Source organism: uncultured Parasphingorhabdus sp., from assembly GCF_963975735.1.
Classification (GTDB): Bacteria; Pseudomonadota; Alphaproteobacteria; order Sphingomonadales; family Sphingomonadaceae; genus Parasphingorhabdus.
On sequence record NZ_CAXBIA010000010.1, the window covers coordinates 84948 to 97409 of the forward strand.

Annotated in this window: 11 protein-coding genes; 4 read left to right on the top strand and 7 right to left on the bottom strand. The window is 56.2% G+C overall.

Annotated features, from left to right (window positions below; translation table 11 throughout):
* Positions 1–38: 38 nt before the first annotated feature.
* Together AACZ86_RS11695 and AACZ86_RS11700 are read right to left on the bottom strand one after the other, a co-directional pair.
* A complete protein-coding gene (locus tag AACZ86_RS11695) occupies positions 39–971 on the bottom strand; it encodes an NmrA family NAD(P)-binding protein (RefSeq protein WP_339692763.1) in 933 nt (310 codons plus the stop codon).
* Positions 972–1082: 111 nt separating this feature from the next.
* Positions 1083–1856 carry an SDR family oxidoreductase gene (locus tag AACZ86_RS11700; RefSeq protein ID WP_339692766.1) on the bottom strand — a complete coding sequence of 258 codons (774 nt, stop codon included), beginning with the start codon at positions 1854–1856 and terminating at the stop codon, positions 1083–1085.
* Between the two features lie 203 nt (positions 1857–2059).
* Here AACZ86_RS11700 and AACZ86_RS11705 point away from each other — a divergent pair, with 203 nt between their 5' ends.
* The 4 genes from AACZ86_RS11705 to AACZ86_RS11720 are packed head-to-tail and all read left to right on the top strand — an operon-like array spanning position 2060 to position 5754.
* On the top strand, positions 2060–2440 hold the full coding sequence (locus AACZ86_RS11705; RefSeq protein ID WP_339692768.1) for a VOC family protein: 381 nt from the start codon (positions 2060–2062) through the stop codon (positions 2438–2440).
* 5 nt (positions 2441–2445) lie between these two features.
* A complete protein-coding gene (locus tag AACZ86_RS11710; protein WP_339692771.1) occupies positions 2446–4260 on the top strand; it encodes an acyclic terpene utilization AtuA family protein in 1815 nt (604 codons plus the stop codon).
* An 11-nt stretch (positions 4261–4271) separates the two neighbouring features.
* Positions 4272–5087 (top strand): TIGR03084 family metal-binding protein, encoded by an 816-nt coding sequence (locus AACZ86_RS11715; protein ID WP_339692774.1) that lies wholly within the window; start codon positions 4272–4274, stop codon positions 5085–5087.
* 13 nt (positions 5088–5100) lie between these two features.
* Entirely contained in the window at positions 5101–5754 is a 654-nt protein-coding gene (locus AACZ86_RS11720; protein WP_339692777.1) for a Crp/Fnr family transcriptional regulator, read from the top strand.
* A 10-nt stretch (positions 5755–5764) separates the two neighbouring features.
* Here AACZ86_RS11720 and AACZ86_RS11725 read toward each other — a convergent pair whose 3' ends face one another.
* From AACZ86_RS11725 to wecB, 5 genes are all read right to left on the bottom strand, one after another.
* Positions 5765–7252 (bottom strand): tetratricopeptide repeat-containing protein, encoded by a 1488-nt coding sequence (locus tag AACZ86_RS11725; RefSeq protein WP_339692779.1) that lies wholly within the window; start codon positions 7250–7252, stop codon positions 5765–5767.
* A gap of 17 nt (positions 7253–7269) precedes the next feature.
* Complete coding sequence (locus tag AACZ86_RS11730) at positions 7270–8043, bottom strand: hypothetical protein (protein ID WP_339692782.1); 774 nt, start codon at positions 8041–8043, stop codon at positions 7270–7272.
* Positions 8040–9626, bottom strand: coding sequence for a toll/interleukin-1 receptor domain-containing protein (locus AACZ86_RS11735; protein ID WP_339692784.1), 1587 nt, complete (start codon positions 9624–9626; stop codon positions 8040–8042). Before AACZ86_RS11735 ends, AACZ86_RS11730 begins: the two co-directional genes overlap by 4 nt.
* A gap of 224 nt (positions 9627–9850) precedes the next feature.
* Entirely contained in the window at positions 9851–11149 is a 1299-nt protein-coding gene (wecC, locus tag AACZ86_RS11740; RefSeq protein WP_339692787.1) for a UDP-N-acetyl-D-mannosamine dehydrogenase, read from the bottom strand.
* Positions 11150–11266: 117 nt separating this feature from the next.
* A complete protein-coding gene (wecB, locus tag AACZ86_RS11745) occupies positions 11267–12412 on the bottom strand; it encodes a UDP-N-acetylglucosamine 2-epimerase (non-hydrolyzing) (protein WP_339692790.1) in 1146 nt (381 codons plus the stop codon).
* Between the last annotated feature and the right edge of the window lie 50 nt (positions 12413–12462).

Here is a 12462-nt window from a genome sequence, read left to right on the forward strand (position 1 = left end):
CCAGAATTTCGTCTGATTTGTACGTCGGGGGGCGAATGTTATCCCGCGGGCGGTCTGTGCGCGTCTTCTGACCAGTCTTGCCGCGCGGCCCATTGTTCGAGTGTCTCGAATTCGACTTCCGGCAAACGCTGCTGCATGAAATCGGTGTCCACTTCAAAGGGTCTCGTTACATTATTGTTGTTATATTCGTAGAAGGCAGTGATCCCGGCAGCCATGGATTCACGATTTTCCGGTGGCACGTCATCGCCAAAGGCCTTGACCAGATAGTCTCCAAATTCCTTTGGCGTGCAAGGGTCATATTTGATTTCGTGGCCGAATACGCGTGACAAGATCTCGGCTACTTCCGGGGGCTTGATACGCTGTGGTCCTCCAATATTCATCCACGAGCCTTCAAAGTCGGGGCGATCCATCGCAGCGACCATACATTTGCCAACATCGTCCAGACTGATCCAGTTGGCCTCCAGAGTCGCATTATGCGGATAGACATAGCGTTTTTCATCGATAATGAACGGCCGCGCCCAATTGGTCAGCAGATTGTCCATGAACAATACCGAACCGAATACCGTTGCCGGCATGCCGGACCGGAAAATCTCGTTCACCGCGATGGTGTTGTTGCCATAGGTGAACGGATCGCCCGGGCGCTCGGGAATCCAGCTCGACGTATTCCAGACAAAACGCTCGGTGCCTGCTTCCTTGGCAGCTGCTGCCACCTTGCCAACCATGGTCGCGCGATCTTCTCGGGCCTGCAGCGGGTGGGTATAGAAAACGGCATCCGAACCCTCAAAGGCCGGGATCCAGGTTGATTCATCGCTAAGGTCTATCTGCCTGCATTCATCGGCAACGTTGGAACCGCCCAGATCAGGATTTTCACTCCGCGACAAGGCGCGAACCTTGTGGCCGGCCGCTGCCAATTGCCGTATTTGTGCGAGGCCCTGCCGACCGGTTGCACCCACGACTGATACTAATGCCATGATATTCTCTCCTGTTGCATTTGCAGGCGACGCTAGAGCCGAAAAAGCCGAGCCCCAATGCTCCTTTTTGTCAGGACTTTTTTGTTAGGGGCAGAATCTCTCAACACTCTGTCAGGAAGTCTGTTCGGTCAGCATCGCCTGCCAGCGCTGCATACCGGAAATCCAGCGTTCGGGGTCGGCACCCTTCTGCTTGATATAGTCACCGACAACAGGATGGGGCAATATCAGGAACCGCTCGTCGCCGATCGCCTCGACGCAAATATCGGCGACATGTTCCGGTGTCACGATTCCGTCCTTGGCAACCGTGGAAGTGTCGACACCCGCAATCATCGGCGTATCGACGCCTTGTGGGCAGAGAACCGAGACTTTCAGTCCTTCGGCGCCGTGGGTAATCGCCAGCCACTCGGCGAAGCTGACAGCTGCATGCTTGGTCACCGAATATGGCGCGGACCCGATTTGCGCCAGAAGTCCGGCCGCCGAGGCAGTATTGAGCAAATAGCCACCACCACGCGCCAGCATCTTGGGCACCAATATCCGTGCGACCCGGATATGCGCCAGGACATTGATGTCCCAGATATTCTGCCAGTCCGCATCATCCACTTCTACGCCGCCACCGGTGATGATACCGGCATTGGAAACAAACAGATCGATCGGACCGATATCGGATTCGACGGTTTCAATCAGATGGCTGATATCCGCTGCCAGCGACACATCGGTCTTGATCGCCACGCCGCCGATTTCGTCGGCCACCGCCTGCGCACCGGCAAGATCACGGTCAGCACAGACAATCTTCTTTGCTCCTTCCGCTGCGAACCGGCGAGCCATTGCCGCCCCGATACCGCTGGCGCCGCCGGTGATGACAATGGTTTTGTCTCTGATTTCCATGTTCGCTTACACTCCTGCTTGAATAAATTAATCACTCGCTTAAAGATGCGAACCGGCTAGAACAAGAGCAAGATTGCCTTCGGGCCGAGGCTCACCCGAAAGTCTGACCCGGAACAAAGTGACACGGGCCACAAAACGGGTGGCAATGTTGAAAGCGCAAGAATTTGGTGCGGTTTACCGAGAATGAAACAAAGGAGAGTATAATGTACAGTCACATGATGGTCGGATCGAACGATATCGACCGCTCAAAAAAATTCTATGACGCCTTGTTTAAAAGCGTTGGCGGCACCGAGGCCATGGTCGACCCAAAAGGTCGGCTGATGTATATCCACAATGACAATATTTTCATGGTCACTTCCCCGATCGACGGCAAGGAAGCCACCTGTGGCAACGGCATGACCGTCGGATTTGCCATGGAAAATCCCGACCAGGCCGACGCATGGCACAAGGCTGGCCTCGAAGCTGGCGGCACCGCGATTGAAGATCCTCCAGGTGTTCGCGACAATCCGGGCATGAAACTCTATCTCGCCTATTTACGCGATCCGGACGGCAACAAGCTCTGCGCCCTGCACCGGATGGGCTAAGATATATGGCGGACAAGACTATCCGCATTGGCGGCGCGAGTGGCTTCTGGGGCGAAAGCGCCATGGCCACTCCGCAGCTGCTCGGCGCGGGCGTGGATTATCTGGTTTATGATTATCTCGCCGAGATAACCATGTCGATCATGGCGCGAGCCCATGCCAGGGATCCTGCTGCGGGCTATGCCGGCGATTTCATCAGCGCGGTCCTGAAGCCGCATGCCAAAGCCATTGCCGCGCAAGGGGTGAAGGTGATTGCCAACGCGGGCGGGGTCAACCCTGCTGCTTGCGGCGAGGCGGCCCGCGCTCTGATCAAGGAGCAAGGACTCGATCTCAAAGTTGCTGTGATCACCGGCGACAATTTGCTGGCCGATCTGGACGCTATCGCAGCCGATGCGCCAACCGAAATGTTCACCGGAGCGGCCTTTCCGGACAAGGACAAGATCGCCAGCATCAACGCTTATCTGGGCGCTTTCCCGATCGCCCGGGCGCTGGCAGAGGGTGCCGACATCGTCATCACCGGCCGCTGCGTCGACAGCGCGGTGACGCTCGGCGCCTGCATCCACGAATTTGGCTGGTCGGCAAGCGACCATGATCTGCTTGCCAGCGGCAGCCTGGCAGGCCACCTGCTCGAATGCGGACCGCAAGCCACCGGTGGCAATTATACCGACTGGGAAGACGCCGGCGACATCGCCAATATCGGCTATCCGATTGGCACCGTTTCGGCCGCCGGATCGTTCACGGTCACCAAGCCTGAGGGCACTGCAGGCTGCGTGACCGTCGGCACGGTTTCTGAGCAAATGCTCTACGAAATCGGTGATCCTCAGGCCTATATGCTGCCTGACGTGGTCTGTGATTTTTCGAAGGTCGAGATTGTCCAGACTGGTCCGAACATGGTCCAAGTCTCTCCCGCACAGGGTTATCCCGCACCGGATCATTACAAGACCTGCCTGACCTATGCCGAAGGTTTTCGCGGCGGGACCTCGGTCAGCTTTTACGGCTTTGACGCCGCCAGAAAAGCACAGAAATTCTGTGACAATGTCTTGGTCCGCGCCAACAATATCCTGCGCGGTCACAATCTCGGTGACTATAGCGAGACCAGCGTCGAGATCATCGGCGCGGGCAGCCAGTTTGGTGATTTTGCGCCAAGTCATGAACCCCGCGAAGTGGTTGCCAAGATCGCCGCCAAACATAGCGAAGCGGCAGCGATTGGCATATTGCTCCGCGAACTCACCGGCCTAGGCCTTGCAACCCCGCCGGGGCTCAGCGGCTTTTCCGGTGCGCGCGCTAAACCGTCCCCGGTCGTGCGGCTGTTCTCTTATCTCACACCGAAAGGCGCGCTGCCCGTCGAGATCGATGTCGATGGCAAGACAATCGCGTTTCAGGACGCCGACGGTGCGGCTTTTGATCCCGCAGCCATCCAGCGACCGCAGCCTCCTCAAGCGCCAGACGGACAAGATGCCGTTACCAATGTACCGCTGATCCGGTTGGCCTGGGCCCGCTCCGGCGACAAAGGCAATAAGGCCAATATCGGCGTGATCGCGCGCGACCCGGCCTATCTTCCCTATATCTGGGCAGCTCTGACCACGGACTCCGTGGCCGAACGCTTTGGTCATTTTATCGCAGGCGGTGCCGATGCTGCCAAGGTGGAGAAATATAGCCTGCCGGGCTCCCACGCGATCAATTTCCTGATCGACACGATACTCGGCGGCGGCGGTATGGCGAGCATAAGAAACGATGCCCAGGGCAAAGGCTATAGCCAGATATTGCTCGCCCATCCTGTTGCCATACCGGCTGCGCTGGCCGATAAGCTGGACGATCAATAAGGAATATCTCGATGATGCAGGAAGCTCAGGATTTCAAAGACGAGAGCGATACGCTCGCCGCCGTGCTCGCCGATGCCGGGGATGATCTCTTTGCCACAGTCACCCAGTTCAAGAACTGGACCATCGAGGATGTCATCGGCCATCTGCATATCTGGAACGCAGCCGCCCTGATGACCCTGCAGGATCCGGATGCCTTCAAACAGTTTCTCCGCGATATCATGGGCGCTTTCCAGACCGGCAAGGGCCATGTCGATGTGCAATATGAATGGCTCGACGCAAATGCCGGCGGGATCCGCGGCAAGGCTCTGTTCGATGCCTATTGCGATTATTATCCAAAGCTCGCGGCCGCTTATGGCGAAGCCGATCCCGAACATCGCGTTGCATGGGCCGGACCTGATATGACCACGAAGTCGAAAATCATCGCCCGCCAGATGGAGACTTGGTCCCACGGGCAGGAGATATTCGACATATTGGGCAAGGAGCGCCCAGACGGCGACGGGATCCGCAATATCGCCCATCTGGGCATCACCACTTATGGCTGGACCTTCCGCAACCGCCGTCAGGAACCGCCCGCACCAAAACCCTTCGTCCAGTTAACCGCACCGTCGGGTGCCGTCTGGGAATGGAATGACCCGCAAGAAGACAATGTCGTGCGCGGCAGCGCGGTCGAATTCTCGCAGGTCGTGACCCATACCCGCAATATCGACGACACATCCCTCGAGACGGTCGGCACTACTGCCCGCCAATGGATGGAGATCGCCCAATGCTTTGCGGGCGCTCCGGAAACGCCGCCTGCCAAGGGAACGCGGACTATCGCGACCGGCTGACATGGAGGAGATGATGACAGCCAGCGACCGCATAGCCGCCCTCGCCTCGTTTTTTTCCTGCTCGCAGGAAGAAGCGGCGAAGGTCGATGCTGCTACTAGGCTTGTGCATTACGGTCACAAGGATATTCTCGCCCATCAGGGCGATCTCGGAGCCAAGCTGTGGATCGTGCTCGAGGGGCGCGCCCAGTTGCAGATCATTGGCATCGATGGCCAGACCAAATTGCTCGCGTCCCACGGCCCTGGAGAATTATTCGGCGCTTTCCCGCACGAGCGGATCGTGATCTCCGATGTCGTGGCGCAGAACCGTCTGGCGGTCCTCGAAATATCCACCGCCAATATGACTGCCCTGCTGCAAGCGGAAGCGCGGCTCGGAAGCGGTCTGTCGAAAATATTGGGCCGGCAATATAATGCGGTGCTCGACCGGATGGCGGCGCGTATCACCCTGACTGCCAATGGTCGCGTATATGCCGAATTGCTGCACGAAGCCGGGGAGGAAGGCGAGATAGCCCCGCCACCAGTGATCGCCGCTCTCGCTCTATTCGCCCAGACCACGCGCGAAACCGGTTCGCGGGCGATCAATGCGCTGGAACGGCGCGGAATCATCCGGCGCGACGAAGAACGGCTGGAAATCCTGTCGCGCGGGCTGCTCGAGGAACTGGTGGTCTGAACTGCACCGCTCAGGTGAGGGACCATAGAGACAGCGGGCCGTGCGCGGTCTGCAATTCGCCGATCTCCTCGACCGCATGCCTGCCCGGTTCAAGCGTCAGGACCATCGCGGATTTATAATCGGTCAGAATCGCCCCACCGCCCGAAGCGCGCGCCATGTCACCGGCCTGTTCCAGCAACGAAGCCGCAGGCCTTTGCGGATCCATGATATCGATCAGCAGGCTGATCCGGCTGTCGCTATTGTGCTGCAACAGCGACCGGCCGGTCGCCAGCAGTTCCGCAATATTGGTTGAAACCCTGTACTGGCCATCGCCGGCAGGCTGAAACGCGCGGTCAGCTTCGGGAAACTGTGACAGCACGTCCCGGTCAAGATCCTCCACCCGGAGAATCGCGGCAACCTCTCTGGTCTCCTCGTCGGAGAGCCCGGTGATCGACTGGTGATCCGCCTTGCGGGCAACGGATATGGCAAATTGATCGTGACCGGTCTCGGCCCAGACCAGATGCTGGTGGCGCGGTGCATCGCCGATGCCGGTAATCGTGAGCGCCTTCGGGCGGCTCTGCAGTACCCCGGCGTTGCGGACGCACTGGCCCATGGCAACCAGATCGGCCAGTTCCACAGCAACCCCGATCGACCGTTCTTCCTCGTCGGGCAATTCAGTTAGCACGTCCAACCGGGCCGCCACCTCGATCAGCGCATCAAAACGGGCGAGCCAGTGGTCACCAAAAGGCGCCACCGACAATTTGCGGAAGCGGTCGACCGGATAAGGCAATATGATGTGAAGCTCCGCACCCGATTTGTGCAGCGCCTCGGCGATCAATATATCCGCCCCTGCCGCCAGTGCGCCAAAACCGAAACCGGGTTTTTCTCGAGCGACGATCACGTCGATATCCTGCTGGATAGCCGCATCCTTGTCGTCGAGGCCGATGATACCGCTGAAATAGAGACTTGGCGGCGGCCGGTGCCGGTCGAGCCACGCCGCATCCCGGCCCTGTTCGGCGAGGATTAGTTCAAACTGGCCGATGGTCGCGGCATGATCCTCCCACGCCCGAGGCAGTTTCGATATTCCGTCGGCCAACGCCGCGCGGGCAGCGGTGTCATCACCGAGCAGCAGCAATGCCTCCGCCCTCGTCGCTTCGCGCCAATAGGCATTTTCGCCTTGGCCGGGATCACTCTCAAGGAGCGCCAAGGTTTCTTGGGCCAGCGAGCGAGCTCGCTCCGGCTGACCGCCCAGCAACGCAAGCGCAGCAGCATTGATCAGCGGATAACTATCCCGCTCCAGCTCCGCAGCAGCCGCATAAGCCTCAGCCGCTTCGCCATAAAGCCGGGCGCGATCAGCCCCCTCGGAAGCCTTCGCCTGATCCTTGAGCAAGCGGCCCTTTAGGGTGAGCGCTTTTGGGTCATCGAGGCGCGCGTCCCAGCCAGAAGACTGAAACAAAGCCCAAGCCCGCGCGGGGTTACCCGCGCGGGCGATGGAGAGGATTTGGTGGAGGGGGGTCATATTAAGCGATGCTTTATTCAGGGGCTATTTCCTTCTGGATGTCCAATATCAGGATCGATGATTATGGAAATATAGTTACCTTTTTTGCGATCTTTGATTTCGATGTGTATGTTGTATCTGAACACATAATCGTTATTCGATTTTTGCCGTGCTTCTTCAACGTCAAATAGAAAACAAGCCCAATCTGTTGAAGCGTAGGGATCAATACCCAACGGCCTTTCAAACTCATCCGGTTGTTCTCTAATCGCATGATTTTGATCAAAACGTATAAATGCTGCGTCGGAAAAGATGTCTTTCAAATCCTTGATGTTTCCATCTCCGCTGAAAGGAGCATATCGTGTCGAGAACCGCCAGTCAGTTTTGGCTAGTCCTTGGCCTGATGCTAAGCGAATGACAAACAGACATTGATTTGACAGCTCCAGACTTCCGTTACCGCCTTGAACGGGGCCCCGAAATGAAAGGCCCGTGCGGGGCCATCGACCATTCGGGGAACCTTCTGGATGGTAGGTTCCGCCAGATGGATTGGGAAATGGATTTTTGTTGTTACCTCCGCTTGCTTTTTGCATCGCTTTTGTGAGCTCAGAATCAGCTTCAGCCCAATCATTGACACTACACCAGCCGGTTCGTTTCACGGCAAGGCTGATGCCAGAACCGCTTGTGTCAAATCCGATTTCAAAGAACCTAACCTGATCCGGCTTTTTGCCAGATATATGTCTGATCGATTCAGGATTAGGGCTTACTGGTATTAGTTTCGGTGGCTCCCGACTGATTTTCTTAGCCATTTTATTCATTGAAGTTCTCCTTCAGTTTCCTCAATTCGATGAGCTAGTTGAATGCGAAGTAGCCATTCTTGCCACTTTTTGTTGTCGGGATCGCTAGACACCATTGACTGCGCGATTAACTCAGCTTCCTTGTTGTATCTTCGAGACATGGTTATGCCGCCTTGTTTTCGCAGTACCTCGGAAAGCGTCATCTTGGCCCGCATGAGACGGTCTGTTACATCCATATTGACCGAACTTTTTCTATGAAGGTTCACCAACAAGTGATGCTGTTTGCGATACGTCAAAAGACCTGCTTCGTGATCTCCGACGCGAATTTGAGCATCGCCAAGCCACCCGAGCCTATTGGCAAGATCTGCGATTGGCTTAGTTTCGTTAGAGCTCCTCTGGGCAACTTTATTAGCATAGTTTTTTGCGGCGTTGCAGCTCGGAAGCGGGTCATATTTTCGGTCAGTCCTGCTTAGCGCAAGAGAACACAAATTTCCCTCGGCATATCCAGCTTCCCTCAGCCACCCCAGGTTGTTTTGATCTTTAGCCAGTAGTTCCAGTGCGAGGCGCTTATAGGCCTGGAAACGACTTTCAGCCTGGTCCCAAATTTTGCGTCGATAGGCAACATACCCCACCCAATATTCACTCTGTGCATGCCCGAAAATCCGGTCCGGATTATCCGGATCCCTCGCCAGCAAGGCCTCCGTCACCCGGTGCGCCTCGGTGAACTTCGCGAGCGCCTTGTCCAGATCTCCACGCTTTTCATCATCCTCGCCCATCGCATGCAATATCCGCGCGCGCCGCTCCAGACTTTCGGCGGGCATGTTGGACAAGTCGCCCTGATCCTCGTAATAATCCATCGCCCGTTCGTTGACCTTGGTCATCACGTCGAGCCGGCCGACACCCTTCAGCTCGGTACGCAAATCGGTCAGCATATATTCGACCAGCCCCTCGGCTTCGGCCTGCTGGTGCTGCGCTTCGTTGCGCGACTGGATTGCGAATATTGTCATCCCGATCATTGCTAGCAGGGCGACCAGCGCGCCGCCCGTGACCGCCATCACGCGGCGGACGCGACGGGTGGCATCGCGCTGGACCAGCGCGTCGAGGGGGACACCGGCAATGCCCGCAACAATCTTCAAAAAGCCCAGCCGCCAGCCATCACCCTCCTTGCGCAGGTCCGCCGCCAGCGGTTCGGTGCCATCCCGTAACGCTGCGGGAAAAGCCTCTTCCGGCTCGCCGCGAACCAGCGCCGCCAGCACCGGCCGACCGGGATGCAACGCCCGGAACAGTTCGATTTCGCGGGCCACCCATATTGATGCCTGTGCGTCAGGAGAGCAGATTACCACCAGCACCTCCGATCCCGCCAGCGCTTCCTTCACTGATTCCGAAAGATCCTCGGCCGCCGGCAGGTCTTCGCGATCGCGGAATATCCGCCCGAGCCGGCCGTTGTCCGGATCATCGGTCTCACGATCCCGCAAATGTTGCGGCAGCCGGTATGTCTCTATTTTCCTGTGGAGTTTTTGCGCGATCGCGGCATCGGCATGGCTGTAACTGACAAAGGCGCGAAAACGCACCGCTTGCGGATCAGATTTCCCTGCGTCTCCCAATTTTGCCCCGCGATCGAATGTTCAGACGACATTTGCCCGATAGCTACATGTAAAATTCTATAACTTTTCGCTATCGCTGTCACGGTCAAAAGTTTCCAGCCGCATTATACCGATCATCACGCGTCATGTTATCGCGCGACTAGGTTCATGCTGTCGAAATCCGCGTACTAGCCCGAAGGCGTCAGCCGATCAGTTCTTGGGCGGTGTTTGGAAACGGAAAACGTCTAGCTGGCCAGCCGAAGGCCGGTAGCGGCCTGCACATTGTCGGGCTGATCCGGCCAAATGCCGCGCGTGTCATAAACGACTTTCCCGGCGCGTTCATCGAGCGGAATGGATTTGAATATATCATGGTCCGTTAGCGTGATCATGACCGGACAAGTTTCGAGAGCCGCGTCAATATCGATTAGCTCCGCCTCTGTTCCGTCAAAGGCTGCCGGCAATTCGTTGGCGTAGGGTTCGACAATCTTGATCCGTCCACCATATTGCTGCGCTAGTTTAGCGGCAATTTTCAGCGCCGGACTTTCGCGGAAATCATCAATATTGGCTTTGAACGCCAGACCGAAGCAGGCAACAGACACTCCGGGCAGTTCGTCGATCATGCGCGCTGCTTGTTCCAGTACATGATCGATTTTTGAGTCGTTCACTTCTCGGGCGATACGGATAAGCGGGGTCTGATTGGGTGCGCCGTGGATGATAAACCATGGATCGACTGCGATGCAATGCCCGCCGACACCAGGACCAGGCTTCAATATATTGACCCGGGGATGACGATTGGCAAGCCGGATAACCTCCCACACATCCAGCTCCATTTCATCCGCCACGATCGAAAGTTCATTGGCGAAGGCAATGTTGACGTCGCGATAGCTATTCTCGACCAGCTTGGTCATCTCTGCCGCGCGTGCGGTTGTCGTAACGCATTCACCTCGGACAAAACGCCGATAGAAACCCAATGCTTTGCGGGCGCAGCGCGGCGTTATGCCGCCGATACATCGATCATTATTGGTGAGCTCTTCCAGAATTCTTCCCGGCAACACCCGTTCAGGACAATAGGCAATGGCGACGTCCGGAATATCATTGGTAAGTCCGGGTATCTTGAGGTCCGGGCGCAATTTCGCAATCAGATCCCGCATTTTTTCGGTCGTCCCGACAGGAGATGTCGATTCCAGTATAATTGTATCACCGGCTTTCAAGGCAGCGGCAACATTGGTGGCCGCTTCCATTACGTAGCTGGTGTTCGGTACATGATTGTCACCAAAAGGAGTCGGCACCGCAATGACGAACACATCGGCGGGTTCAATATGCAGAGTTGCCCGTAATGTTCCGCGCGCGACAACGCCCTGGACGAGGCCTTCCAGGTCGACTTCTTCAATATGAATCTTGCCGCTATTAACGGTGTCGACGACGTGGGCGGTCACATCAACGCCGAGCACGGCACATCCGGAACGCGCGATGACTGCCGCTGTTGGCAATCCAATATAGCCGAGGCCCAAAACGCAAACGGAAGGTTTCTCGTCGGAAAGCATATTAAAAAATCTCCTGAATGCGCCCTATCGGGCGTAAATCTCAGGATCTGCGATAGTAGAACATCGTAAATATTTCGGTAATGGGGGGCAATCCGAAAAGTTTTTCCAATATGCGTTTTAGGATATCAGACTTTGCTCGATAATGGCGGCAATCCGCTGACTTGCGAGCCCATCCCCAAAGGGATTATGGGCTTTTGCCATTGAATCGTAATATCTTTTATCGTCGAGCAGCTTGCTGGTCTCTTTGATGATCACATCTGGGTCGGTCCCCACCAATTTGGCTGTGCCTGCCTCTATGCCTTCCGGCCGTTCGGTAGTGTCGCGCATAACCAATACCGGCTTTCCTAGCGCCGGCGCTTCCTCCTGCACGCCGCCGCTATCGGTGAGCATCAGGGTGCAGCTATCCAGCAGGGCAACAAAATTGGGATAATCCAGCGGTTCGATCATCGCAACATTGTCGAGACCTCCCAGAGCATCGTTCATGATCGCGCGCACATTGGGATTAAGATGCACCGGAAAAATCAGTGCAACGTCATTGCGGCGGGCGATCTCGCGAAGGGCAGATGCGATATTTGTCAAACCGTCACCAAAATTCTCGCGCCTATGACTGGTAACTCCGATAATTTTCCTGTCGGAGAATTTGTCGAACAAATTCTGCAGATCTCTATTTACGGGTTGGCCGGTCCGGTTCTTTTCTGTCGTTATCAACAATGCATCAATGACGGTGTTGCCGGTGACGCTGATCTGTTCATCGGCGACGTTTTCTTTACGCAATGCACCAGCGGAGGTCTCCGTCGGCGCAAAATGCTGATCAGCGATCGTTCCGATAATTTTCCGGTTCACCTCTTCTGGCCATGGATGATAAATATTGTAACTACGAAGACCAGCTTCAACATGGCTGACCGGAATCTGCCGATAATAAGCGGCCAGCGCCCCGCACATCGCAGTGGCAGTGTCACCCTGCACCACCACCCTTTGAGGTTTGATATCGTCAAGGATTTGGCCGATGCCAGTCAGGAGACGGCCGGTCAGTTCGTCGAGGCTCTGGTTGGCGCGCATAAGGTCAAGATCATAGTCCGGTTGAATATCAGCGATTTCCAACACCTGATCCAGCATTTCCCTATGCTGAGCTGTCACACAGCTGATGGTTTGCAATTTATCGCGTTCGGATAGCGCCCGGATTACCGGGAATAGCTTGATGGCCTCTGGCCTTGTACCAAAAATCGTGACAACCTTCGGTTTGGATATTGGACTATTTTTCATGGCTTACCCGCTAACCGATTAAGGCTAATATTTGCTAAACTATCTATGCT